This window comes from Streptomyces sp. NPDC050264, assembly GCF_040655895.1.
Classification (GTDB): Bacteria; Actinomycetota; Actinomycetes; order Streptomycetales; family Streptomycetaceae; genus Streptomyces.
In genome coordinates, this window is the sequence record NZ_JBFAKV010000035.1 from 1 (window position 1) to 26,573 (window position 26,573).

17 protein-coding genes are annotated in these 26,573 nt (G+C 71.8%); 14 read left to right on the plus strand and 3 right to left on the minus strand.

Features of this window, described 5'->3' with window-relative positions:
• Positions 1-96 precede the first annotated feature (96 nt).
• The 8 genes from AB0J02_RS39245 (at position 97) to AB0J02_RS39280 (ending at position 11,175) form a co-directional block, all read left to right on the plus strand.
• Entirely contained in the window at positions 97-1,335 is a 1,239-nt protein-coding gene (locus AB0J02_RS39245) for an SLC13 family permease (protein WP_363198683.1), read from the plus strand.
• Between the two features lie 210 nt (positions 1,336-1,545).
• A complete protein-coding gene (locus tag AB0J02_RS39250) occupies positions 1,546-3,588 on the plus strand; it encodes a phosphocholine-specific phospholipase C (protein ID WP_363198734.1) in 2,043 nt (680 codons plus the stop codon).
• A gap of 177 nt (positions 3,589-3,765) precedes the next feature.
• On the plus strand, positions 3,766-6,024 hold the full coding sequence (locus AB0J02_RS39255; RefSeq protein WP_363198684.1) for an MMPL family transporter: 2,259 nt from the start codon (positions 3,766-3,768) through the stop codon (positions 6,022-6,024).
• Positions 6,002-6,571, plus strand: a complete 570-nt coding sequence (locus tag AB0J02_RS39260; protein ID WP_363198685.1) for a GNAT family protein — start codon at positions 6,002-6,004, stop codon at positions 6,569-6,571. The genes AB0J02_RS39255 and AB0J02_RS39260 overlap by 23 nt, the downstream gene beginning before the upstream one ends.
• Positions 6,572-6,606: 35 nt before the next feature.
• Positions 6,607-7,224 (plus strand): hypothetical protein, encoded by a 618-nt coding sequence (locus AB0J02_RS39265; RefSeq protein ID WP_363198686.1) that lies wholly within the window; start codon positions 6,607-6,609, stop codon positions 7,222-7,224.
• Between the two features lie 239 nt (positions 7,225-7,463).
• Entirely contained in the window at positions 7,464-7,655 is a 192-nt protein-coding gene (locus AB0J02_RS39270; RefSeq protein ID WP_363198687.1) for a hypothetical protein, read from the plus strand.
• 122 nt (positions 7,656-7,777) lie between these two features.
• Positions 7,778-10,873, plus strand: coding sequence for an AAA family ATPase (locus tag AB0J02_RS39275; RefSeq protein WP_363198688.1), 3,096 nt, complete (start codon positions 7,778-7,780; stop codon positions 10,871-10,873).
• A gap of 65 nt (positions 10,874-10,938) precedes the next feature.
• Positions 10,939-11,175 (plus strand): DUF6191 domain-containing protein, encoded by a 237-nt coding sequence (locus AB0J02_RS39280; RefSeq protein ID WP_363198689.1) that lies wholly within the window; start codon positions 10,939-10,941, stop codon positions 11,173-11,175.
• Here AB0J02_RS39280 and AB0J02_RS39285 read toward each other — a convergent pair.
• A complete protein-coding gene (locus tag AB0J02_RS39285; RefSeq protein WP_363198690.1) occupies positions 11,172-12,344 on the minus strand; it encodes a PQQ-dependent sugar dehydrogenase in 1,173 nt (390 codons plus the stop codon). The two genes, AB0J02_RS39280 and AB0J02_RS39285, sit on opposite strands and share 4 nt — an antisense overlap.
• Positions 12,345-12,507: 163 nt before the next feature.
• Positions 12,508-13,509 carry an aldo/keto reductase gene (locus tag AB0J02_RS39290; protein WP_363198735.1) on the minus strand — a complete coding sequence of 334 codons (1,002 nt, stop codon included), beginning with the start codon at positions 13,507-13,509 and terminating at the stop codon, positions 12,508-12,510.
• Positions 13,510-13,585: 76 nt separating this feature from the next.
• Here AB0J02_RS39290 and AB0J02_RS39295 point away from each other — a divergent pair, with 76 nt between their 5' ends.
• The 6 genes from AB0J02_RS39295 to serA all read left to right on the plus strand — a co-directional run bounded on the left by AB0J02_RS39295 (position 13,586) and on the right by serA (position 23,461).
• Positions 13,586-14,524, plus strand: coding sequence for a 2-hydroxyacid dehydrogenase (locus tag AB0J02_RS39295; RefSeq protein WP_363198691.1), 939 nt, complete (start codon positions 13,586-13,588; stop codon positions 14,522-14,524).
• Between the two features lie 434 nt (positions 14,525-14,958).
• Positions 14,959-17,817 (plus strand): EAL domain-containing protein, encoded by a 2,859-nt coding sequence (locus tag AB0J02_RS39300; RefSeq protein WP_363198692.1) that lies wholly within the window; start codon positions 14,959-14,961, stop codon positions 17,815-17,817.
• A 245-nt stretch (positions 17,818-18,062) separates the two neighbouring features.
• Entirely contained in the window at positions 18,063-19,913 is a 1,851-nt protein-coding gene (locus AB0J02_RS39305) for an acetolactate synthase large subunit (protein ID WP_363198693.1), read from the plus strand.
• 28 nt (positions 19,914-19,941) lie between these two features.
• Positions 19,942-20,469, plus strand: a complete 528-nt coding sequence (ilvN, locus tag AB0J02_RS39310) for an acetolactate synthase small subunit (RefSeq protein WP_363198694.1) — start codon at positions 19,942-19,944, stop codon at positions 20,467-20,469.
• 131 nt (positions 20,470-20,600) lie between these two features.
• Positions 20,601-21,602, plus strand: coding sequence for a ketol-acid reductoisomerase (ilvC, locus tag AB0J02_RS39315; RefSeq protein ID WP_363198695.1), 1,002 nt, complete (start codon positions 20,601-20,603; stop codon positions 21,600-21,602).
• A gap of 257 nt (positions 21,603-21,859) precedes the next feature.
• Entirely contained in the window at positions 21,860-23,461 is a 1,602-nt protein-coding gene (gene serA / locus AB0J02_RS39320) for a phosphoglycerate dehydrogenase (RefSeq protein WP_363198696.1), read from the plus strand.
• Between the two features lie 66 nt (positions 23,462-23,527).
• Here serA and AB0J02_RS39325 read toward each other — a convergent pair whose 3' ends face one another.
• Entirely contained in the window at positions 23,528-26,512 is a 2,985-nt protein-coding gene (locus AB0J02_RS39325) for an AAA family ATPase (protein WP_363198697.1), read from the minus strand.
• Positions 26,513-26,573: the final 61 nt, after the last annotated feature.

The following is a 26,573-nucleotide window of genomic DNA, read 5'->3' on the forward strand; positions in this document are numbered from 1 at the left end:
GCACCGGGTCACCCGGTGCGCCGCCGCCGCTTTGCGTTCAGGTCACGGGGCTCTGCCCCGGACCCCGTTGCCTCTCGTCCGAAAGGCGGGGCTTGAGTGTTGCTCGCCTCCCTTGCCCTTCTTGCTGTCGTGCTCACCTTCGCGGTCGTCAGACCTCGCAACTGGCCCGAAGCAGTCGCGGCCGTGCCTGCCGCGGCCGTCGCCGTCGCCGTGGGACTGGTCACCCCCGACCATGCCTGGGCCGAGACCGAAGAGCTGCTCCCCGTCGTCGGGTTCCTCGCGGCGATCCTGCTCCTGGCTCAACTCTGCGCCGACGACGGGCTGTTCAAGGCTGCCGGTGACGCCGTCGCGCGGGCCTGTCACGGCAGTCCGAAGCGCATGCTCGGCGGCGTCTTCGCGGTGGCCGCCGGGGTCACCGCGGTGCTCAGCCTGGACGCCACCGTCGTGCTGCTCACCCCGGTCGTCTTCGCCACCGCGGCCCGCATCGGCGCCCGCCCGCGCCCGCACGTCTACGCGAGCGCCCACCTCGCCAACTCGGCGTCCCTGCTGCTGCCCGTCTCCAACCTGACGAACCTGCTGGCGTTCGCGGCGAGCGGGCTGACGTTCAGCCGGTTCGCGGGGCTGATGGCGCTGCCGTGGCTGGTCGCGATCGGCATCGAGTACGCGGTGTTCCGCCGGTACTTCGCCGATGATCTCGCGGCGCCCGCGCACGACCCCGACCCCGAGGACGCGACGGGTGTCCCGGTGTTCACGCTGGTGGTGCTCGCGCTGACGCTCGCCGGGTTCGTCGTCACGTCGTTCGCGGGGATCGAGCCGCTGTGGGCCGCGTTCGCGGGCGCGCTCGTGCTCGGGGCCCGCTCGCTGCTGCGGCGCCGGAGCACCCCGGGCGAACTGGTGAAGGCCCTCAACCTCCCCTTCTGCCTCTTCGTCCTCGCCCTCGGCGTCGTGGTCAAGGCCGTCGTCGACAACGGGCTCGGCGACGGGATCGCACACGTCCTGCCCGCGGGCTCCTCCCTGCCGACGCTGCTCGCGATCGCCGGCGTGGCCGCGGTGCTCGCCAACCTCATCAACAACCTGCCCGCGATTCTCGCCCTGCTGCCGGCCGTCGCCCCGGCGGGCCCCGGCCCGGTGCTCGCCGCGCTCATCGGCGTCAACCTCGGCCCGAACCTCACGTACGTGGGGTCCCTGGCGACCCTGCTGTGGCGGCGCATCGTGCACGCCCACGGAACCGAGCCGGATCTCGGCGGCTTCACCCGGCTCGGGCTGCTCACGGTGCCGGCCACGCTGCTCGCTTCGACGGTGGCTCTGTGGGCCGGACTCGCCCTGCTCGGCTAGCAGTTGAACCAGCGGTTGAACCACCAGCCGAACCAGTGGTTGGACCTTTGTCCCGGATGCTTGGACGTTTACGTTTCGGCTGGTTCACGTACTTCCCAGGGCCATCTGGCGTCGCTACCGTCCCCGCCGTACCAGTCAATGGGTCAGTCGCAGACCTTTACGTACGGAGGTCCCGTGTCACCGTCGTCGGAGTCCCCGCAGTCACCCGAGTTGTCCCGCAGACGCCTCATGGCCGTCGGCGGCGGCGCGCTCGGCGCCGCAGCCGTCGGATCGTTCCTGCCGCCCTCGCTGCAGCAGGCCGTCGCGGCCCAGGCCGAACAGGGCGCGCCTCCCCGGGGCGGGCTCGACGCCATCGAGCACGTCGTGATCCTGATGCAGGAGAACCGGTCCTTCGACCACTACTTCGGCACCCTGCGCGGCGTGCGCGGCTTCGGCGACCGCAACGCGATCCGGCTGCCCGGCGGCACCAGCGTGTTCGAGCAGCCGGGCGGAGTGCGCGCCGTCCTCCCGTTCCCCGTACGGGAAGCGGCCGCGACGCAGAAGAAGGACCTCCAGTACATAGGCGCCCTCGACCACTCCTGGTCCGGCGGCGCCAAGGCGTCGCACGGCGGCTGGCACGACGGGTGGATCACCGCGAAGACCGCGGCCACGATGGCGTACTACACGCGCGAGGACATCCCGCTGCACTACGAACTCGCCGACACCTTCACCGTCTGCGACGCCTACCACTCCTCCATCCACTCCTCGACGAGCCCCAACCGCAACCACCTGTGGAGCGGCAAGACCGGCTTCGAGCCGAACGGCAACCGGGCCGTCGGCAACGACGCCTACGACGAGGGCACGCACCCCGGCTACGACTGGGGGACCTACCCGGAGCGCCTGGAGAAGGCGGGCGTGAGCTGGCAGACGTACACCGAGTGGGAGAACTTCACCGACAACCAGATCGAGTTCTTCACCACCTTCAAGGCCATCGCGAAGAAGGTCCTGGCCGGCACCGGCCTGACCTACATGGAGGCCTTCTACGCGAAAGTGCGCGACGCCGCCGACGAGGACGAGCGGGCCGCGCTCCTCGCCACCCTGGACAAGGGGGTCGCGACGCTGAGCAGGAGCGAGCGGTCGCTGTTCGAGCGCGCGCTGCGGCGCGTGCCGACCGGGAAGCTCGCCGAGACGTTCGCGCACGACGTCGCGCGCGGGAAGCTGTCGCGCGTCTCCTACCTCGTGCCGTCCGCCGTGGACTCCGAACACCCTTCCGTCTCTTCACCGATCCACAGCGCGACCATCGTCTACAAGGTGCTCGACGCGCTCGCCTCGCACCCCGAGGTGTGGCGGAAGACGGCCGTCTTCATCAACTACGACGAGAACGACGGGTTCTTCGACCACGTACCGCCTCCCGCGCCGGGGCCCGAGGTCACGGAGGAGCGGTGGCAGGGCCTGCCCACCGGGCTGGGCGTGCGGGTGCCGATGCTCGTCGTCTCGCCGTGGACCGTGGGCGGGTACGTGTGCTCCGAGGTCTTCGACCACACGTCCGTGATCCGCTTCCTGGAGCAGTGGACCGGCGTGCGCGAACCCAACATCGGGGCCTGGCGCCGCCAGGTCACCGGCGACCTGACCGGGGCCTTCGACTTCCGGCACGGACACCGGCAGCCCGAGGTCGAACAGCCCGGCGCCGTCCCCGGGTTCGGCGGCCGCTGGGCGCCGCAGCCGCCGCTGAAGCAGTCGATGCCCGTGCAGGAGCCCGGCACCCGGCCGGCCCGGGCCCTGCCGTACCAGCCGGACGCCCACGCGCGCGTGCACGAGGGAAAGCTGACGCTGAGCCTCGTCAACACCGGCCGCTCCAGCGCGCACTTCACGCTCTACCCGTACGCGGGGGAGTTCGCGGCGCCGCTCCACTTCGACGTCCTGCGGGACGCGACCGTGCCGGTGCGTGAGGGCGCGTACGACTTCGTGGTGACCGGTCCCGGCGGATTCCGGCGCGAGTTCCGGGGGCGAACGGACTTCGGCGCCGACGTCACGACCACCGTGGACGCACGCGCGCGTGCCGTGCGCATCCGGCTGCGCGGCACGGGGGAGACGGCGCGGACGTTCACCGTAGGGAAGCGGACGGTTGTCGTCCGGCCCGGCCGGACCGTCACGTTGGTGCACGAGACGGAGGAGACGCACGGCTGGTACGACATCGAGGTCGCATCCGGCGACGCCTTCCACCGGCGTCTCATGGGGCACGTCGAGGACGGGCGGCCGAGCGTGTCCGGCTGACCGCCAACCCTGGTCACCGCCCATGTGAGTAAACCCACGAAAGCGACAAAGGATCACTTCTGGCTGTAAGAGTGACTGGCCCTTGCTCACGTGTTCTTTGCGGGCTGGTTCAGCTGATGTGGGCTGATCACCGACTGTTCCCGGTAAAGATCCATAAAACCCCCAGGGAGCACGTCCGTGGCCGCACTCGCACGGTGGTGTGTCAGGCACCGGCTCGTCGTCGTCCTGCTGTGGCTGCTCGCGCTCGGAGGGACGAGCGCGGCGGCCGCGGTGGCCGGGTCCGCGTACTCGAACGACTACGAGGCACCCGGCACGGAATCGGGACGGGCCGCCCACCTCCTCGACGAGAGCTTCTCCGGCCTCGGCGGCGACAGTGACACCGTCGTCTGGCACGTCGACGGCTCCACCGTGCGCGCCGCCGACGTCGAGACGGCGATGAGCAACACGCTGCACCAGATCGGGAAACTGCCCGGCGTCTCGTCCGTCGTCTCGCCGTACGAGGCCCAGGGCGCCGACCGGATCAGCGCCGACGGGCACACCGCGTACGCCACGGTCACCTTCGAGCAGCAGGCCGACGACATCCCGAAGAGCCAGGCGCAGGCCGTCGTGGACACGGCGCGCGACGCCGGAGCCCACGGGCCCGACGGGCTGCGGGTGGAGCTCGGCGGCAGCGCCGTCGCGCTCACCGAACCGACGTCCGGGCATCTGTCCGAGGCCATCGGCGTCGTGGTCGCGGCCGTCGTGCTCTTCCTGGCCTTCGGCTCGCTCGCCGCGGCCGCGCTGCCCATCGCCACCGCGCTGATCGGCGTCGGCACCGCGTACGCGGGCATCGTGCTGCTCGGCCACGCCATGACCGTCGCGGACTTCGCGCCGATGCTCGGCATGCTCGTCGGACTCGGCGTCGGCATCGACTACGCGCTGTTCATCGTGACCCGGCACCGGCGCGGGCTGAAACGCGGGCTGCCCGTCGCGGTCGCCGCCGAACGGGCCGTGGCCACCACCGGGCGGGCCGTCGTCTTCGCGGGCGCCACCGTGTGCATCGCCCTGCTCGGCATGCTGACCCTGCGGCTCAGCTTCCTCAACGGCGTCGCGATCGCCGCGTCGGTCACCGTGCTGCTCACCGTCGCCGCCTCCGTGACCCTGCTGCCGGGGCTGCTCTCCTTCGTCGGGATGCGCGCCCTGTCACGGCGCGAGCGGCGCAGACTCGCCGCGCACGGGCCCGCACCGGAGCTGCCGACCGGGCTCGCCGCCCGCTGGGCCGTCTTCGTCGAGCGCCACCCGAGACTGCTCGGCGGCCTCGCCCTCGCCGTCATCACGGTCCTCGCGCTGCCCACCCTCTTCCTCCACCTCGGCACCTCCGACCAGGGCAACAACGCCGCGTCCAGCACCACCCGGCAGGCCTACGACCTGCTCGCCGACAGCTTCGGCCCCGGCATGAACGGGCCGCTCACCCTGGTCGGCGACGTGCACGGCGCCCAGGACAAGCTGGCGCTCGCCCAGCTGGCGAGCGATCTCGGCGACACCGAGGGCGTCGCCGCCGTCTCCCCGGTGACGTACAACCACGACGACAGCGCCGCCTACCTCACCGTCGTCCCCACCTCCGCACCGCAGTCCGACCGGACCAGCGAACTCGTCGGCCGGCTGCGCGCCGACGTCGTCCCCCGGGCCGAACAGGGCAGCTCGCTGGAGGTCCAGGTCGGCGGCGTCACGGCCGGCTACGACGACTTCGCCCAGGTCGTCATCGGCAAACTGCCGCTCTTCGTGGGCGTCGTGGTCGGGCTCGGCTGCGTACTCCTGCTGCTCGCGTTCCGCTCGCTCGGGATCCCGCTGAAGGCCGCCGCGATGAACGTCGCGGCCGTCGCCGCCGCCTTCGGAGTCGTCGTCGCGATCTTCCAGTGGGGCTGGGGGAGCGAACTCCTCGGCCTGGGCAGATCCGGGCCGATCGAACCGTTCCTGCCGGTCATCATGGTGTCGGTGCTCTTCGGCCTGTCCATGGACTACCAGGTGTTCCTGGTGAGCCGGATGTACGAGGAGTGGCTGGAGACCGGCGACAACCGGCGGGCCGTCCGGGTCGGCCTGGCCGAGACCAGCCGCGTGATCAACTCGGCGGCCGTGATCATGATCTCGGTCTTCCTGGCCTTCGTGCTCAGCGGCGACCGGGTGATCGCGATGTTCGGCATCGCGCTGGCCGCGGCGGTCGCCGTCGACGCGTTCATCCTGCGCACGCTCCTGGTGCCCGCCCTGATGCACCTGCTCGGCGGCGCCAACTGGTGGCTGCCCGGCTGGCTCGACCGCCGCCTGCCCCGCCTCAGCATCGAACCGCCGGAGTGCCGGGCGGCAGCCGCGGATGCGAGGATCCCCGGGCGGCGCGGCGCGCCGGACGACGTACCGATGGACGTAATGAGGGAGCCCGATGTACGCGATACCGCTGGATGACGGCAGAGCCGAGCTGCGCCCCCTGGAGCCCTGGCACGCCGAGGAGTTCCTGCGCCATCTCGACCGCGGCCGGGAGTTCATCGGGCAGTTCATCCCATTCGGGTCCAAGGCCACCGATGTGACGTCCGCCCGGGAGACCCTCCAGCGCTACGCCGACCTGCGCGCCGCCGACACGGCCTCCTACCACGGCATCTGGCTGGACGGCACGCTCGTCGGAGGCGTCCTCGCCCTGCACTTCGACGCGGCGGCCGGCACCTGCGAGGTCGGCTGCTGGCTGGAGCCCGCCGCGGCGGGGCGCGGCCTGGTCACGCGGGCCATGCGGCACCTGATCGACTGGGCCGTCGAGGAGCGCGGCATCCACCGCGTGGAGTGGGTCGCCGCGTCCGGCAACGTGCCGAGCCTGAACGTCGCCGAACGGCTCGGATTCACCCGGGACGGCGTGCACCGCGAGGCCCATCTGTGGCAGGGAGTCCGCCACGACCTGGAGGTCTGGTCGGTCCTGGCCCCCGAATGGCGCAGCGCGCGCGACTCCCACAAGAAACGTTAAGAGACTTCTCAGACTCCGTCCGTACGGTGCGAAGCATGACTACGAAGACTGATGCGCAGCCCGACGCCGCCGAGCGGAAGGAGAACGAGGAGGCCGTCGAGGCGAGCGAGCCGACGGACGCCCCCGGGACGGCCGAGCAGCCGACCGGGACCAAGAACGAGGCCATCGCGGCCGAGGACGGCGTGGACGACGACGCCGCGGACGACGACGCCGCTTACGAGGAACTCCTCGCCAAGGAGGAGGCCGCCGCCGCGCGCCCGACCGGCACCGGCCAGGGTGCGGGCGCCATCGTCTCCGTGGCCCTCGGCATCGTCGCGCTCAGCGGCAGCTGGCTCGGCACGGTGGCGTCGGCCCGCGAGTCGCTCATCGGCCAGCTCAACACCACCCAGACCGCGAGCGTCGCCACCCAGGTCTCCGAGGTCTACGGCGACTCCTGGCACGCCGCCGCCCTGGTCGGCGGGATCTTCTCGCTGATCGCCCTCATCGTCGGCGCGGTCGTCCTGGTGCGGCCCGCGTTCGGCGTACCCGGCAAGGCGCAGGCGGTCTGGATCAAGTCGACCGCGTGGGCCGGCGTCTCCCTCGGCGTCCTCGGCCTGCTGCTCGCCGTGGCCAAGTACTCGGACCTGCTCCTGGGCCTGCCCAAGACCAGCTGAGACAGCTGAGGCGGTACCCGAGGAGGTCTTACCGGTCTTACCGGTCTTTGCAAGGCGCCTAAGGCAGTCGTACGCGGCTGCCCTGGGCGCCTAAGGCATCTCCGGCCACGAGTAAGGCATCCCGGCCCTCGAACATGCGGCACTCTCCCGATGTGGCGCACCCCCCTGGGAAACGAAAGTTGAGGCATCGCGGAGAACGGTCCGCGAGAACCGCAGACGATCGTCACCAGGAGGACGAGATGTTCGAGTACGAGCTGCACCAGGTCCGCTCCGCCGAACTCATCCAGCGGGCCGACACCCACCGGCTGGCCCGCGCGGCCCGCGCCGCCGCCAAGGCCCGCCGCGCCGAGCGCCGCTCGGCCGGCCACGAGGCCGAGGGGCGGGTGAGCACGGAACGGCCGCGCCGGCACCGTGCCCCGCGCGCGGCATGAGCCCGGCACCTCGGACCGGGGGAAGGGCCACGGGGGACTCTCCGGGGGAGGACGGACTGCCTGCCGTCCTCCCCTTCCCCGTCCCCACCGAAAACTCTGCCGCCCCCTCGTATCCGTGTGCGATGCTCGCCGGTGTGGAAACCAGGTCCGTCAGCCCGGTGTTCGTCGGCCGCGCCGACGAGCTGGGCGTACTGAACACCGCCCTCGCGCGCGCCGTCGACGGCGCGCCCCAGGCGCTGTTGCTCGGCGGCGAAGCCGGGGTCGGCAAGACCCGCCTCGTCGAGGAGTTCGCCGCAGGGGCCTGCCGACAGGGCGCCCTCGTCGTCACCGGCGGCTGCGTCGAGATCGGCGCCGACGGCCTGCCCTTCGCCCCCTTCTCCGCCGCCCTGCGCGCGCTGCGCCGCAAGGTGCCCGACGCCTTCGACCTCGCCGCGGCCGGCCGGGAGGACGAACTGGCCCGACTGCTCCCGGAGTTGGGCGACCGGACGGCACGGAGCCCCGACGGACGCGGCGACGAGAGCGCCACCGCGCGCCTCTTCGAACTCACCGGGCGCCTCCTGGAGCGCATCGCCGCCGAGCACACCGTCGTGGTCGTCCTCGAAGACCTGCACTGGGCGGACGCCTCCACCCGCCACCTCCTCTCGTACCTCTTCCGTACCCTGCGCAGCGGCCGCCTCGCCGTCGTCGCCACCTACCGCGCCGACGACGTGCACCGCCGCCACCCGCTGCGTCCCCTGCTCGCCGAACTCGACCGGCTGCGCACCGTCACCCGCATCGACCTCGGCCGCCTCAGCCGCGACGAAGTGGCCCGCCAGGTCGCCGGGATCATGGCCGCCGAACCCGAACGGGCCGTCGTCGACGACATCTTCCGGCGCTCCGACGGCAACGCCTTCTTCGTCGAGGAGCTCGCCGTCTCCGCGTCCGAGGGCTGCGCCACCGGCCTCACCGACTCGCTGCGCGACGTCCTCCTCGTCCGCGTCGAATCGCTGCCCGAATCCGCCCAGCGCATCGCCCGGATCTGTGCCGAGGGCGGCTCCACCGTCGAGTACCCACTGCTCGCCGCCGTCGCCCGGCTCGGCGAGGACGAACTCATCGAAGCCCTGCGCGCGGCCGTCGGCGCCAACATCCTGCACGCCACCCCGGACGGCGACGGCTACCGCTTCCGCCACTCCCTGGTCCGCGAAGCCGTCAGCGACGACCTGCTGCCCGGCGAGCGCTCCCGCCTCAACCGCCGCTACGCCGAAGCCCTCGAGGCCGAGCCCGCGCTCGTCCCCGTCGACGCCCGCGCCATGCGCCTGGCCACCTACTGGTACCACGCCCACGACCCCGCGAAGGCGCTGCCCGCCGTCCTCGACGCCTGCGTCGAAGCGCGCCGCCGACACGCCTACGCCGAGCAACTCAGGCTGCTGGAACGGGCGATGGAGCTCTGGGACGGAGCACCGGAGCCCATCCGGGCCGCGCTCCGTCTCGGTGACTACGCCGAGTTTTATCCGGCCTGCGGCTGCGACCCCGCCACGACTCCGCTCAGCTACCTCGACCTGATGGGCGAGGCCGCCGTCGCGGGCCGGCTGTGCGGCGAGCGGGAACGCGCCATGAAGATCAGCAGACGCGCGATCCGCATCCTCGACGAGGCCGCCGCCAATGGCGAGGGCGACCCCCTGCGTGCCGCCTGGTTCTGGATCCAGCGCTCCCGGATCAGCTCCCACACCGGCCGCGGCAACGGCTGGGACGAGATAGCCACCGCCCAGGAGCTGGTCCGCGGGCTGCCTCCGTCCGACGTGCACGCCGAGGTCCTCACCCACGCCGCCGCCTGGGGAATGCTGCACAGCCCCGGCGCCGAGACCCTCGCCGCCGCCGAACGTGCCGTCGAGTACGCCCACATGGTCGGCGCCGTCGAGACCGAACTGCACGCCCGCCTCGTCCTCGGCGGCCTCCTCGTCGACGCCGGCGACATCGAGCGTGGCTTCACCGAGATGTACGCCGTGCGCGACCGGTCCGTCGAGCTCGGCCTGATCGCCCGCATCAGCAACGTCAACGTCAACCTGCCCTCCTGCCTCGAAGGCGCCGGCCGCTCCGCGGAAGCCGTCCGGATCTGCGACGAGGGCATCGCCCTGTGCCGCCGCTACGGCCTCACCGACTCCAAGGGCTGGGTCCGGTCCAACAAGGCCGAGTCCCTGATCTCCCTCGGCCGCTGGGACGAGGCGGTCGAGGCCGCAGACCGGACCCGCCGCTCCGCCCTGAGCGCCAAGCCCCGCGGCACCGTCAGCGTGCACCTCGCGACCATCTCGCTGCACCGCGGCGCCCTCCAGGAGGCGGCCGGACATCTCGCCGCCGCCCACGAGCACTACGGCACCCACGACCCGATGCCGCAGTACTCCCTTCCGCTCGCCCATCTCACCCTCGCTCTCGCCGCAGCCCGAGGCCGCCTCCTCGACGCCCGCGCCGCACTCGCCCGCACCGTCGCCGCCGGACTGCCGCCCTCCATGCACCGCTACACCTGGCCGCTGCTGCGCACCGCCGCCGCAGCGGAGGCCGACGCACTCGGCCTGCCCGCCGCCGACCCGGGCCGCGCCGAGGCCGTCGCCCGCATCCGGGACGCCGCCAAGAGCCAGGCCACCCCGGTCCCCGTCTGGGCCGCCCACGAACAGTGGGTACGCGCCGAACTCCTGCGCGCCGAGGGCCGCGACACCCCCGACGACTGGTCCGCCACCGTCACCTCCCTCGAACCTCTCGACCGCCCGCACGACCTGGCCCGCGTCCGACTCCGCCTCGCCGAGTCCCTCCTCGCCTCCTCCGCCTCCGACGGCGGCCCCACCGAGGACGACCGCGACCGTGCCACCGAACTGCTCCGCCTCGCCGGAGCCGTCGCCGACCACCTCGGCGCCCGGCCGCTCGCCGAGTCCGTCGCCCTGCTCGCCCAGCGCGCCCGGCTCAGCCTCACCCGCGACGTGCCGCGCTCCGAGGCCCCGGCCGACCCCGCCGAGGAACTGGGCCTCACCAGCCGCGAACGGGACGTCCTGCGCCTGGTCACCGCCGGCCGCAGCAACCGGCAGATCGCCGAGGCCCTCTTCATCTCCCCGAAGACCGCCAGCGTCCACGTCTCCAACATCCTCGCCAAGCTGGGCGTCGCGGGCCGCGGAGAGGCGGCGGCCCTGGCCCACCGGCTGCATCTCTTCCCCGAGCAGCCGGTACTGGCACCGCCCGGCGCCAAGGGCTGAGGCCGTTGCCGGGCCCTCCCGTACGCTGAATGGGAGGCTTGGCCGCCACGCCACCAGGAGGCGCAGTGTTCAACATGTTCGAGGAGCTGTTCGCCCCCGGCCGCAAGCACACCAACGACGAGCGCAAGCGCCTGGAGCTGACCCGCGTCGACCTGAACGACGGCGACCCCGGCCGCGGCCCGATAGACCTCTCCTCCGGCAAGGTGGTCGTCCGGCCCCCGGACGCCCCGGCAGAGCGGGATACCGACCAGCCCCGCGATCACGGTGACCACAGTGACCGGAGTGATCACGGCCAGGACTAGCTGACCTTCAGCTCCAGAATGCGGTCGTCCCCCTTCCCCGGTGTGCCGCGCGTGTCCGTCTCGCTCGTCACCAGCCACAACTTGTCGCCGCCGGCGGAGACCACCGTGCGCAGCCGCCCGTACTTCCCTCTCAGGAACTCCTGCGGATCGTGTGCCGCCTTGGTGCCGTCCAGCGGGACGCGCCACAAGCGCTCACCCCGGAGGCCCGCCATCCAGATCGAACCCTCGGCATAGGCGATACCGCTGGGGGAGGCGTCCTGCGTGTGCCACTGCGCGATGGGGTCGTGATAGCCGGACTTGCCGCCCTTGCCCTCGGCATCGGGCCAGCCGTAGTTGTCACCCGCCACGATGTTGTTCAGCTCGTCCCAGGTGTCCTGGCCGAACTCCGAGGCCCACAGCCGCTTCTTCGAGTCCCAGGCCAGGCCCTGCACATTGCGGTGCCCGTACGAGTACACCGGGGAGCCGCCGAACGGATTGCCCGGCGCGGGGGTGCCGTCCGGCGTGAGACGAAGGATCTTGCCGCCCGGGGACTTCTTGTCCTGCGCCAATTCGGTGTGGTACGTCTCGCCCGTCCCCGCGTACAGCAAGTCGTCCGGGCCGAACGCGATCCGCCCGCCATTGTGGTTCGAGCCCTTGGGAATGCCCTTGAACACCGTGTCCGGAGCGCCCAGTTGCTCACCGGCGGGCTTCTTCTCGTCGTACAGCATCCGCGCGATGCGGTTGTCCGACTCCGTCGTGAAGTACGCGTAGACCATGTGGTCCGAGGCATAGGAAGGCGAGAGCGCGAGGCCCAGCAGGCCGCCCTCGCCGGCCGGGGCAACCCCGGGCACCGAGCCGAGCTCCGTCTTCTTCCCGGTCTCCGTGTCGACCCGGGTGATCGTCCCCTCGTCCCGGGACGAGACCAGCAGGTCGCCCTCGGGCAGCGGGGCCAGCCCCCACGGCGATTTGAGGTCCTCGGTGACCGTGCGCACGACGGTCACCGATCCCTTCGCCGGCGGGACGTCGCCCGAGGTCGGCGAGGCGGGTGATTTGCCCGCGTCGCTCATGCTCGGCGCGGACGTCTTGTCCTTGCCGGGCTGTCCGTCACCGCCGGAGGAGCACCCGGCCGTGAACAGGAACGCGGCACAGGCGGCCACGGCCAACGCGGGCCGCACAGTCTGACGTTGCACGATCAGGATCCCTTCGACGCGATGGTTCTACCGTTCATACACCGCTCGCCCCGCGCAGGTTCCCGATCTCCGTCGAAGGGATCAGGCCCGGTCGGATCGGGTCCGGACCGAATCCGGCCAGGTCGCATCGGGCCCGGCCGAATATCGCCGGCCCCCGCCGCCGTCAGTCCCAGGAGCCCTGGGCCGCCGGCAGTTTCGCTATCTCCGCCAATTCGTCCTCCGCCAGCGTCAGTTCACCGGCCGCCGCGTTCTCCGCCGCCCACCGCTCATGCTTGGCCCCGGGCACCGGCACCACGTTCCGGCCCTGCGCGAGCACCCAGGCCAGTGCCACCTGCGCCGGCGTCACGCCCTCGCCGCGGCGCGCCGCGACCCGGCGCAGGCCGGCCACGATCGGCTGGTTCGCCGCCATCATCTCCGCGGTGAACCGGGGGTGGCGGGCCCGCACATCGTCCGGCTCGAAGCCCTGGCCCGGAGTCAGCGTGCCGGTCAGGAACCCGTTGCCCAGCGGCATCGCCGCCAGGAACCCGACGCCGCGCACCGCGCACCACGGCAGCAGCGTCTCCAGTGCCTCCGGCGACCACACCGACATTTCGGCCATCACCGAGCTCACCGGGAACACCTGCTGGACCCGCTCCAGTTGCTGAATCGTTCCGGCGTGCAGCCCGGCCCGGCCGCCGCGGCGCGTGGCCCGCGCGCCCACCGCGCACAGCCCCAGGGAGCGCACCTTGCCCGCGCCCACCAGCTCCGCCATCGCGCCCCAGGTCTCCTCGACCGGGACCTCCGGGTCGGCCCGGTGCAGCTGGTACAGGTCGATGTGGTCGGTCTGCAGACGACGCAGCGACGCGTCGCACGCCCGCTTCACATAGCCCGGGCGGCCGTTCGCCACGATGTGCTGCTCCCCGACGAGCAGCCCCACTTTCGTCGACACGAACGCGTCCGCGCGCCGCTCTTTAAGGACCCGGCCGAGCAGCAGCTCGTTCGTGAACGGCCCGTACATGTCGGCGGTGTCGATCAGAGTGCAGCCCCGGTCGAGCGCGGCGTGCACGGTGCGCAAGGACTCCTCGCCGCGCTGTCGCGAGCCGGTGTACGCCCAGTTCATCGGCATGCAGCCGAGCCCGACCGCCCCCACCTCGAGCGCCGCCGCCCCGATCGCCTTGCGCTCCACCTGCTCGTGACCCTCCCTGTCTTTGGTCACCAACCTAACCTCTGCACGTCGGCGCGGCTGACATAGCCTCCTGACCATGACTGGTGACGTATGGCTGCCCTTTCCCGCTGACGAGATCCCCGGCCTTCCCGAAGGGCTCGACTACCGCTTCTGGAACGGCGAACCGGACTTTCCCGCGGACCCGGCCGACTGCGCGTACTACGTCGTCCCCTACATGAAGGGAGCCGACATCGCCGTTCAGCCCCTGCCGCGGATGACGTCCCTACAGGTGGTGCAGACCCTCTCCGCGGGCGTCGACCACGTACAGAACGGGCTCAAGTACCTGCGTCCGGGCGTGGAGTTGTGCAATGCGCGCGGGGTGCACGACGCCAGCACCGCCGAACTCGCGCTCACCCTGATCCTCGCCTCCCTGCGCGGCGTACCCGACTTCGTACGCGGACAGGACCTGGGGGAGTGGCGCTCCGGGTTCCGTCCCGCGCTCGCCGACAAAAATGTCCTCATCGTGGGGTACGGGGCGATCGGCTCGGCCATCGAGGACCGGCTCGTCCCCTTCGAGGTGGCGCGGGTCGCGCGCGTCGCACGCTCCGCACGCACGACGGAGCGCGGGCCCGTGCACCCGCTCGCGGACCTGCCGGAGCTGCTGCCCGAGGCCGACGTCGTCCTGCTGGTCACGCCGCTCACCGAGGACACCCGCGGCCTGGTGGACGCCGACTTCCTCGCGCGGCTCAAAGACGGCGCCCTTCTCGTGAATGTCAGCCGCGGCCCCGTCGTCGACACCAAGGCGCTTCTCACGGAGCTCGAGAGTGGCCGTATCACGGCGGCGCTGGACGTCACCGACCCCGAACCGCTGCCCCAGGAGCACCCGTTGTGGCAGGCTCCGGGGGTGCTCATCTCCCCGCACGTGGGCGGTCCCACCTCCGCCTTCCTGCCGCGCGCCAAGAGACTCCTCGCCGCCCAGCTCACCCGCTTCGCGGCCGGGCAGCCGCTCGACAACGTCGTGCTCACCATCAGCTGACCGGCGGCACAGCAGCACCACGGGCAACTCCCGTGCGGCTGCCCGCGGTCGGGCGCGCACGCTCCGCGCTCGTCCGGCTGCACCGCGTGCCGCCATCGTCGCTGGTCGTTACGGAGAGTAGAGGAACTATGTCCCTGAGTAACGAGACTGGTGTATCGTCCCGACTGGGGCAGCGCCGCTCGGTACGTGGCGCCGGGGTTGAGTGACGGACTGCGAGGGGGGCGACGGGCGATGCACGGCCTATGGGCGAACGATCCGACGCGGCGGGGCCGCCGACGGCGACCCTCACACGCACCGATGCGCGGGCGAAGTCCGGGCTGCCGCAGGAGCCATCCACACCGCGGCGGCCCGCGCGGTGGTGGGCGCAGAAAGCATCCGCACTCCGGGCAGGGCGAGCGGGACACCGGAGTGGCCCGGCGGACCGAGGCGGCCCGGTGACCGCCCAGCCGACGACCACCACCGCTCTGGGAGCTCCCCTGCACACCGGGACTCCGGTACCCGCCCGCGCTTCGCGGCGCAGTACGGGCGCCGGCCCCCAGGTGGTGCTCACCCTCCTGTGCGCGGGCTACGCCACAGGGTCCGCGCTCGGCTGGGGGAGCGAAGAAATCGCCCTGTTCATGGGGGACTTCGGGCTGAGCATCGCGGCCGCCGTCGCCGCTGTCTCGAACTTCCTGTATGCGCGCAGCCGGCGCAGCCGCTTCCGACCCGCCTGGCTCCTCTTCGCGCTCTCCTCGTTGATGGCGTCGCTGGGTAACGGGGTGTGGGGCTGGTACGAGGTCGTCCTGCGGGCACCGGTGCCGATCCCGAGCCTCGCCGACCTCTTCTTCCTCTGCTTCGCGCCGCCCGCGATCATCGGACTCCTCGTCCTCGCGAAGCGGCCCGTGACGAAGGCCGGTTGGATCTGCCTCGGCCTCGACGCCTGGCTGATCGCCGGATCCCTGGTCACCCTCTCCTGGAGCCTCGCCCTCGCGCACACCGCCGAGTTCGAGGGGGAGAGCGTCACCCGCACCGCGCTCTCGCTGGCCTACCCGCTGCTCGACATCGCTCTGGTCAGCATGGTCCTCGCCCTGCACTTCCGGCGCTCGCCCGGCAACCGCACGGCGGTGAACACGGCGATCGGCGCGCTCGCCCTGACGGTCATGTGCGACGCGCTGTTCACCTCACCGCTGCTGCACGCCAGCTACCGCTCGGGGGAGATCCTCGACGCGGGCTGGTTCGCGGGGTCGCTGCTGCTCGCGTACGCGCCGTGGGTGGGGCCGGGGTGCGGGACGCCGTACGAGGAGCGGCCGCAGGGGCCCGGTGGGCGCTATCAGGTCAGCCACACCCGGCCCATCTCGGGTTCACTGGCCGCGCTCACCCCGTACCTGGCCGCCGCCGTCTGCACGTTGGGGATTCTCTACAACGTGCTGAACGGCCACAGTGTGGACCGGGTCGTGCTCTTCACCGCCTGCACCGTCGTGCTGGCCCTCGTCGTGCGCCAGGGCATCATGCTCCTCGACAACATCACGCTCACCCAGGAGCTGGCGCAGAAGGAGAACCACTTCCGGTCGCTGGTGCAGGGCTCCAGCGACGTCATCATGATCGCCGCGCCGAACGGGATCCTGAGGTACGTCAGCCCGGCCGCCGCCGGCGTCTACGGACGCGACGCGGAAGAGCTGGTCGGGTCCGAGCTGGCCTCGATCATCCACCCCGAGGACCTCGGGCGCGTGGTCCACGAAGTGCGCAGGTTCCTCGCCGCGAGCCAGGTCGAGGAGCCCACCACCCGCATCGAATGTCGCTTCCGGTCCGGCACCGGGGCCTGGCTGAACGTGGAGTCCACGATCAACCGCCACCACGGCGGTCTGATCCTCAACAGCAGAGACGTCACCGAACGGGTGCGCCTGCAGGCGCAGTTACAGCACAACGCCGAGCACGACCCGCTCACCGACCTGCCCAACAGGGCGCTGTTCACCAAGCGGGTCAGCCAGGCGCTGACCGGACGGCGGGCCACCGACCGGGGCACCGCCGTGCTCTTCATCGATCTCGACGGCTTCAAGCAGGTCAACGACACGATCGGCCACCAGGCGGGCGACGAACTGCTCGTGCAGGCGGCAAGAAGGCTGGCCGACTCCGTACGTTCCGGAGACACCGCGGCCCGTCTCGGCGGTGACGAGTTCGCGGCGCTGATCGTCGGCGACGGAGGTCGCGACCACACCGCCAGGGAACAGCAGATCTACGAGCTGGCCGACCGGCTCAGAATCGCCCTGTCGCAGCCGTACGCGATCGACGGCCACAAGGACGTCCGGGTCGCCGCCTCCATCGGCGTCTCCTTCGCCGAGCCCGACATCACGGCGGGCGAGCTGCTGCGCAACGCCGACCTGGCGATGTACCGGGCCAAGGCCGCGGGGAAGGGCCGCGTCGAGCTGTACGCGCCCCAGATGCAGGCCGACGTCGTACGCAAGGCGGAGCTGGCCACGCGGCTGCGTTCGGCGCTGCACGACGGCGAGTTCGCGCTCCTGCACCAGCCGATCGTCTCCCTCGACGACGGCCGGATCACGGCGGTCGCCGCGCAGGCGCGCTGGCGCTCGACGCAGGGCATCCTCTTCACGCCCGCCGAGTTCCTGCGCGTGGCCGACGACAGCGAGCGGACCGCGGAGCTGGGCCGCTGGGTGCTGGAGGAGGCCGTCGCGCAGGCCGCCGAGCGTGGCCGCAGGGGGCACGCGACACCGGTCGCCGTGCGGATCAGCGCCCGCAGACTCCTCGACCGGGCCATGCCGCTCGGCTCCATCGAGGCGTTGCTGACCCGGCACGGGCTGCCCTCGGGCGCGCTGGTCATCGAGCTGGCCGACAGCGATCCGAGAGTGCCGCTGGACGAGCTGGAGCGGCGTCTCACCGCGCTGCGCAGACTCGGCGTCCGTATCGCCCTGGACGGGTTCGGCAGCGGCTATGCGGCGATCACCGCACTGCGCCGGCTCCCCGTGGACGTACTGAAACTGGACCGGTCGCTCGTGGAGGGCGTCGTCGAGTCGGCGCGCCTGCACAAGATCACCAGTGGGCTGCTGCGGATCGCCGGGGACCTCGGGCTGACCTCGGTGGCCGACGGAGTCGACCTGCCCGAGCAGGTGCTCGCGCTGCGGGCGATGGGGTGCACGCACGGTCAGGGGATGGCGTTCTCCGGGCCGCTCGACGAGTACCGGCTGCGGCGCGCGCTGGCCGCGGGGGAGTACCCCGTGCCGAGGGGACCGGCCGAGCCGGTGTTCGCCGGCGCGACCGCCCTGCGCTCACATGATGAGACTCCCGTCCCACCCACTTGACACGCCCTGCGTGCCGGGGGGAGGGTCAATGCCATGCGCACCCGAATTCTCGTACTTGGAAAGCGCGTCGGCTGAAGCTGGGATCCACTGGTGGGAACACCACAATCCCCAGCAACCGCTCCCGGCGCGCTCCCCTCGCTTGCCTCACGGCACGAGGGGTTTTTTGTTGCACCGGCACAGGACGCAACGCGTTAGACCCCTGCACAACCCTCGCAAAAACCCTCAGCATCGAGAAGAGAATGCCGATGACCGAGCAGGCCACCGGGGCCCACCATCCGCAGCCGCGGCCCCGTTCCGGAGGACAGCAGTCCGCCCCCGTCGAGCACGTCACGGGTGCGAAGTCCCTCATTCGCTCGCTTGAGGAGGTCGGGGCCGACACCGTATTCGGCATTCCCGGCGGCACGATCCTTCCGGCGTACGACCCGATGATGGACTCGAGCCGGGTGCGCCACGTGCTCGTCCGTCACGAGCAGGGTGCGGGGCACGCGGCGACCGGTTACGCGCAGGCCACCGGCAAGGTCGGTGTCTGCATGGCCACTTCCGGTCCGGGCGCCACCAACCTGGTCACCCCGATCGCCGACGCGTACATGGACTCGGTGCCGCTGGTCGCGATCACCGGCCAGGTCGTCTCGGCCGCGATCGGCACGGACGCCTTCCAGGAAGCGGACATCGTCGGCATCAGCATGCCGATCACGAAGCACAACTTCCTGGTCACCAAGGCCGAGGACATCCCGAAGGCGATCGCCGAGGCGTTCCACATCGCCTCCACGGGGCGCCCGGGCCCGGTCCTCGTGGACATCCCGAAGGACCTGCTGCAGGCGCAGACGACGTTCGCCTGGCCGCCGCAGACGGACCTGCCCGGCTACCGCCCGGTGACCAAGCCGCACGCCAAGCAGATCCGCGAGGCCGCGAAGCTGATCACGAGCGCGAAGCGGCCCGTCCTCTACGTGGGTGGCGGCGTCCTCAAGGCGCGGGCCACCGCCGAGCTCAAGGTCCTCGCCGAGCTCACCGGAGCGCCCGTCACCACCACCCTGATGGCGCTCGGCGCGTTCCCCGACAGCCACCCGCTGCACGTGGGAATGCCGGGCATGCACGGTTCGGTCACCGCCGTCACCGCGCTGCAGAAGGCCGACCTGATCGTCGCCCTCGGTGCCCGTTTCGACGACCGCGTCACCGGCAAGCTGGACAGCTTCGCGCCGTTCGCGAAGATCGTCCACGCCGACATCGACCCGGCCGAGATCGGCAAGAACCGCGCCGCCGACGTGCCGATCGTCGGTGACGCCCGCGAGGTCATCGCCGACCTGATCCAGGCCGTGCAGAAGGAGCACAGCGAGGGCCAGACCGGCGACTACAGCGCCTGGTGGAAGGGGCTCGACCGCTGGCGCGAGACCTACCCGCTCGGCTACGACCAGCCGGAGGACGGCTCGCTCTCCCCGCAGCAGGTCATCGAGCGCATCGGCCAACTCGCCCCCGACGACACGATCTTCACCGCGGGCGTGGGCCAGCACCAGATGTGGGCCGCGCACTACATCCAGTACGAGAAGCCGGCCACGTGGCTGAACTCGGGCGGCGCCGGGACCATGGGCTACGCGGTGCCCGCCGCGATGGGCGCCAAGGCCGGGGCCCCGGACAAGCCGGTCTGGGCGATCGACGGCGACGGCTGCTTCCAGATGACCAATCAGGAGCTCACCACCTGCGCCCTGAACAACATCCCGATCAAGGTCGCCATCATCAACAACGGCGCGCTCGGGATGGTCCGCCAGTGGCAGACCCTCTTCTACAACCAGCGCTACTCGAACACGGTGCTGCACGCGGGCCCGGAGGGCGACACCCCGCCCAACAAGGGGACCCGCGTCCCCGACTTCGTGAAGCTGTCCGAGGCGATGGGCTGCTACGCCATCCGCTGTGAGCGCCCCGAGGACCTCGACAAGTGCATCGAGGAGGCGAACTCGGTCAACGACCGGCCGGTCGTGATCGACTTCATCGTCCACGAGGACGCCATGGTGTGGCCGATGGTCGCCGCCGGCACCTCGAACGACGAGGTCATGGCCGCGCGCGGCGTCCGCCCCGACTTCGGCGACAACGAAGACGACTGAGAGCTGTAGGGAAGAGGGAACCCGCACCATGTCCACCAAGCACACGCTCTCCGTCCTGGTCGAGAACAAGCCGGGCGTGCTCGCCCGCATCACCGCCCTGTTCTCGCGCCGCGGCTTCAATATCGACTCACTCGCCGTCGGTATCACCGAGCACCCCGACATCTCCCGCATCACCATCGTCGTGAATGTCGAGGGACTCCCGCTCGAACAGGTCACCAAGCAGCTCAACAAGCTGGTCAACGTCCTGAAGATCGTCGAACTGGAACCGGGCGCCGCCGTCCAGCGCGAGCTCGTGCTCGCCAAGGTCCGCGCCGACAACGAGACGCGCTCGCAGATCGTCGAGATCGTCCAGCTGTTCCGCGCCAAGACCGTGGACGTCTCGCCCGAGGCCGTCACCATCGAGGCCACCGGCTCCAGCGACAAGCTCGAAGCGATGCTCAAGATGCTGGAACCCTTCGGCATCAAGGAGCTCGTCCAGTCCGGGACCATCGCGATCGGCCGCGGCTCGCGCTCCATCACCGACCGGAGCCTGCGGGCGCTCGACCGCACGGCCTGAACCGGTAGAACCTGATTCGGCCGGATCCCGGCGTCACCCCGCTCGCATCGCGAGACCTGAAAACCTTCTGTCCTTCGCCCGCCGTACGGTGGGACGCAGAACCAGCAATACCGTAAACGAGGAGAACCCCAGTGGCCGAGCTGTTCTACGACGACGACGCCGATCTGTCCATCATCCAGAACCGCAAGGTCGCGGTGATCGGATACGGCAGCCAGGGCCACGCCCACGCGCTGTCCCTGCGTGACTCGGGCGTCGACGTGCGCGTCGGTCTGCACGAGGGCTCCAAGTCCAAGGCGAAGGCCGAGGAGCAGGGCCTGCGTGTCGTCACCCCCGCCGAGGCGACGGCCGAGGCCGACGTCATCATGATCCTGGTCCCGGACCCGCTCCAGGCCACGGTCTACGAGGAGTCCATCAAGGACAACCTGAAGGACGGCGACGCGCTGTTCTTCGGGCACGGCCTCAACATCCGCTACGACTTCATCAAGCCCCCGGCGGGCGTCGACGTCTGCATGGTCGCCCCCAAGGGCCCGGGTCACCTCGTGCGCCGTCAGTACGAAGAGGGCCGCGGCGTGCCGTGTATCGCGGCGGTCGAGCAGGACGCCACCGGCAAGGCCTTCGAGCTGGCGCTGTCCTACGCGAAGGGCATCGGCGGCACCCGCGCCGGCGTCATCAAGACGACCTTCACCGAGGAGACCGAGACCGACCTGTTCGGTGAGCAGGCCGTGCTCTGCGGCGGTACCGCGGCGCTGGTGAAGGCGGGCTTCGAGACGCTGACCGAGGCCGGCTACCAGCCGGAGATCGCGTACTTCGAGTGCCTGCACGAGCTGAAGCTCATCGTGGACCTCATGTACGAGGGCGGCCTGGAGAAGATGCGCTGGTCGATCTCCGAGACCGCCGAGTGGGGCGACTACGTCTCGGGCCCGCGCATCATCACGGACGCCACCAAGGCCGAGATGAAGCAGATCCTCGCCGAGATCCAGGACGGCACCTTCGCCCGCAACTGGATGGACGAGTACCACTCGGGCCTGAAGAAGTACAACGAGTACAAGACCCAGGACGAGAACCACCTCCTGGAGACCACCGGCAAGGAGCTGCGCAAGCTCATGAGCTGGGTGGACAACGAGGAGGCGTAAGCCACTCGGGAGCGGGGCCGCGGCACACGCCGCGGCCCCGTTCTCCATAGGCTGTCCACATGGTTGTCCATGGCGTCCAGCCACGGACGAGTGATCCTTCCGGGGAGGCGCAAGACGGCCTCCCCGGCGCCACTACACTGCTGAACTAATACGCGTCGGGCCCACAGCGTCGTGCGTCTTCCACGCGGCCATGCACCCACCTCCACCGCTTGCGGCCGTCGGGACGGCCGTCCGCATTGGGACTTGTGAGGACTCACGTGAGCACTGCTGCCACCGGCAAACCCGTCGTACTCATCGCCGAAGAGCTGTCGCCCGCCACCGTCGACGCCCTGGGCCCGGACTTCGAGATCCGGCACTGCAATGGCGGAGACCGCGCGGAACTGCTGCCCGCCATCGCCGACGTCGACGCGATCCTGATCCGCTCGGCCACCAAGGTCGACGCCGAGGCCGTCGCCGCCGCGAGCAAGCTGAAGGTCGTCGCACGAGCCGGCGTCGGCCTGGACAACGTGGACGTCTCCGCCGCCACCAAGGCCGGCGTGATGGTCGTCAACGCCCCGACGTCGAACATCGTGACCGCCGCCGAGCTGGCCTGTGGTCTCCTCATCGCCACCGCGCGCAACATCCCGCAGGGCAGCCAGGCCCTCAAGGGCGGCGAGTGGAAGCGCAGCAAGTACACGGGCGTCGAGCTCGCGGAGAAGACCCTCGGTGTCGTGGGCCTGGGCCGCATCGGCGCCCTCGTCGCCCAGCGCATGTCGGCCTTCGGCATGAAGGTCGTCGCCTACGACCCCTACGTGCAGCCCGCGCGGGCCGCGCAGATGGGCGTCAAGGTGCTCTCCCTCGACGAGCTGCTCGAGGTCTCCGACTTCATCACCGTGCACCTGCCCAAGACCCCCGAGACAATCGGCCTGATCGGCGACGACGCGCTGCACAAGGTCAAGCCCTCGGTGCGCATCGTGAACGCCGCGCGCGGCGGGATCGTCGACGAGGAGGCGCTGTACTCGGCGCTCAAGGAGGGCCGCGTCGCCGGCGCCGGCCTGGACGTGTACGCGAAGGAGCCCTGCACGGACTCCCCGCTGTTCCAGTTCGACCAGGTCGTCTGCACCCCGCACCTCGGCGCCTCGACCGACGAGGCCCAGGAGAAGGCGGGCATCGCCGTCGCCAAGTCGGTGCGCCTCGCGCTCGCCGGCGAGCTGGTGCCGGACGCGGTCAACGTCCAGGGCGGCGTCATCGCCGAGGACGTCAAGCCGGGCCTGCCGCTCGCCGAGCGCCTCGGCCGGATCTTCACCGCCCTCGCGGGCGAGGTCGCGGTCCGTCTCGACGTCGAGGTGTACGGCGAGATCACCCAGCACGACGTGAAGGTGCTCGAACTCTCCGCGCTCAAGGGCGTGTTCGAGGACGTCGTCGACGAGACGGTCAGTTACGTGAACGCTCCTCTGTTCGCGCAGGAGCGGGGCGTCGAGGTCCGGCTGACCACGAGCTCCGAGTCGCCCGACCACCGCAACGTGGTCACGGTGCGCGGCACCCTCAGCGACGGCCAGGAGGTCTCGGTCTCCGGTACGCTCGCCGGCCCCAAGCACCTGCAGAAGATCGTCGCCGTCGGCGAGTACGACGTGGACCTGGCGCTCGCCGACCACATGGTCGTCCTGCGCTACGAGGACCGTCCCGGTGTCGTCGGCACCGTGGGCCGGGTCCTCGGCGAGTCCGGGATCAACATCGGCGGCATGCAGGTCGCCCGCGCCGACGTGGGCGGCGAAGCCCTCGCCGTGCTGACCGTCGACGACTCGGTCCCGCAGAGCGTCCTCACCGAGGTCGCCGCGGAGATCGGCGCGACGTCGGCGCGCTCCGTCAACCTCGTCTGAGCCACCGTCGCAGAGGGCCGGGTCACCCACGGGTGGCCCGGCCCTCGCGCGTTCACGCAACGACGCTCAGCCGGGCGTGCTGGTCTCCGGCTCGATCAGCCCCTCGCGGTAGGCGATGCCCACGGCCTCGGTGCGGCTCGCGGCGCCCAGCTTGGCGAGGATGTTCGAGACGTGGACGCTCGCCGTCTTGCCGCTGATGAACAGCTCCTCGCCGATCTGGCGGTTGGTGCGGCCCCGGCCGAGCAGCCGCAGCACGTCGCTCTCCCGGGCGGTCAGGGCGGCGATCCGCGCCCCGGCGTCCGGTGCGTCGGCGAGGCGGCCCCGCCGGACCAGGGCGTCCACGGCCTCGCGCAGCGGCACGGCGCCGAGCCGCACCGCGGTGGACCGGGCCGCGCGCGCCTGCTCGGCGGCCTCCTCGCGGCGGTCGGCGGTGAGCAGGGCTTCCGCGAGCCGCCTTTGGCAGCGGGCCAGTTCGTAGGGCTCGCCGTAGCCGAACGCCGTCACGGCCCGCTGCCAGGCGGCGACCTCCGGACCGGTGGCGGCGCGCGCTCCCTCGGCCTCGGCGCGGGCCAGCCAGGCGAGGCCCTCGGGCCCCTGCTCGGTGCCGTCCTCGCCGTGGGCCGCCGTGTTCCGGGCCAGCTCCACCAGTTCCGTGGCGGTCTTCGCCCAGCGGGCGGCGCCCGTCGCGTCGCCGGAGAGCCGGGCCTCCTCCGCCGCGTCCGCGACCGCCGCCAGGGTCAGCGCGGCGAGCCGGACCACGGCGTCGGGCCGTTCGGAGCCCGCGCCTTCCGTGAGCCGTTCGACCGAGGCGTGCATCCGGCGTACGCATTCCTCGGCGTCGCCGCGCAGTGCCGCCGCGTCGGTCAGCACGACGCTCGCGACGAGCGCCGCCATCCAGTCGGCGGGGCCGTCGATCAGCGCCCGGGCCCCGGCGACGGCCGCGTCGAACCCGCCGCGGGCCAGGGTCACGTACAGGGCGGGCGCGGTGGTGAACCCGCCCGCGGTCGTGAGCAGTTGGGCGTCGGCGGCGGCCGCTCGCGCGCACTCGTCCCAGCGGCCCAGCGTGTAGAGCAGCACGGACTGCAGGTAGCGCAGCTCCAGGGAGTACGGCGAGGAGAGGAGCCCGGCGCGGCGGGCGCGGTCGAGGCCGTCGGCGATCCAGGTCAGGCACGCGTCCAGCGCGCCCGACTCGTAACAGCCGATGGCGAGGTTGTACAACGCCCGCATCTCCACCGGGAGGTTCGCGGCGGTGCGGGCCAGTTCGCGGGCCCGGAGCAGTCGTTCCCGGCCTTGTGCCGTACGCCGGTTGTGTGCCTCCAGGCCGACCAGCGAGATCATCAAGTCGGCCTGGGCGTCGGCCAGTCGGAGCCGCTCGGCGACGTCCAGCGCCTGCCGGGCGACGCGCTCGGCGTCCTCGTCACGCCCCACGTACCGCGCGGCCATGACGTGGGTCGCGGCCGCCCACACCCAGGTGTACGAGGGCGGCTCGGCCGGGATCAGCGTGAGCGCCTCGCTGCTGTAGGTGAACGCGGCCTCCAGGTTGTCGATCCGCATCAGGTTGCCGGCGAGGGTGTAGCGCACCCGGGCGGCGAGTTCGGAGTCGGCGTCCGAGCCGACCCGCGCGAGCGCGGAGCGGGTGAGCTGGACCGCGCGATGCGGTTCGCCGGCGCGGGCGGCGGCGGCCGAGGCGCGCAGGGTGAGGGTGACCGTGTCGCGGTCCTCGGGGCGGGCGGACGCGTCCACGACGGCCCACAGTTCGAGCGCGGTCTCCAGGTGGCGCAGTTCCTCGGCGGGCGCGCGGACCCGCTGCGCGTGGTCAGCGGCTTCGAGGGAGGCGGCCAGCGCGTCGGCCAGGTCGTGGCTCTCGCGCGAGTGGTGGGCACGCTCCGCCGCGCTCTCGGCCGGACGGTCCTCGCCCGCGAGGAGCCGGGCGAAGACCCCGTGCAGCCGGACCCGCTCGCCGGGCAGCAGATCCGCGTAGACGGCCTCGCGGGTGAGGGCGTGCCGGAAGGAGTACGTCGCGTCGTCGCCGGGCAGCAGCAGTTGGCGCCCGACGGCCTCGCGCAGCGCCGACTCCAGCTCGTCCTGCGGCAGTTGTACGGCGTCCCGCAGCAGCTCGTGCCCGACCCGGCGGCCCGCGACGGCCGCCGTGCGCAGGACCTGCTGGGCGGTTTCGGTCAGTTGCTCGACCCGGATGAGCAGCACGTCGGCGAGACCGCCCAGGCCGCTGTGCAGGGCGGGGGAGCCGGGGCCGACGTCGCCGGGGAGCGCGGCGAGCAACTCCTCGGCGTAGAAGGCGTTTCCCTCGGCGCGGTCGACGATGTGGCGGACCGTGCTGTCGGGGACGGGGCCGGTGCGCTGCGCGCGCACGAGCCGGGCCACGTCCGCGTCGGCCAGCGGGCGCAGTTCGAGCCGGTCGACGGCGGGCAGCCTGACCAGCTCGGCGAGGAGCGGCCGCAGGGGGTGGCGGCGGTGCAGGTCGTCCGCGCGGTACGAGGCGAAGACCGCGAGGCGGTGGGGCGGGCCGCCGGGTGCGGGCCGCTGCAGGACGCCCCGGCTGAGCAGGAAGCGGAGCAGGTCGCGAGAGGACTGGTCCGCCCAGTGGAGGTCTTCGACGACCAGGAGGAGCGGGGCCAGGGCGGTCAGGTCGGCGAGGAGTCCCGCGACGCCCTCGAAGAGCTGGAGGCGGCTGCCGGGGTCGGGCGCGGGGCCGCTCCCCGGGCCCCTGCCGAGCAGCCGGTCCACGGCGGGGTGTCCGGCGAAGGCCGGGGCGAGCCGGTCGTCGTCGGCGGCCGCGCCGAGGATCTCGGTGAACGGCAGGTAGGGCAGGCCCACGTCGCCGAGGTCCACGCAGTGGCCGGTCAGGACGGTCATGCCGGTGGCGGCGGCGTGGGCCGCGGCCTCCGTGAGCACGCGGGTCTTGCCGACGCCGGCGTCCCCGGCGAGCAGGACGGCGCGCGGATCGCCGGCCGCGGCCCGCTCCAGCACGCCGGTGAGCCGGGCGAGTTCGTCCGCCCGGCCGATGAACGGCGTCTCGAATGTCTGTGCCACGGGCCCATCCTGGCACGCTGCGTCGAGGTCGTCCGTGGGTCCGGGCCCCTGGTGAGCGGGG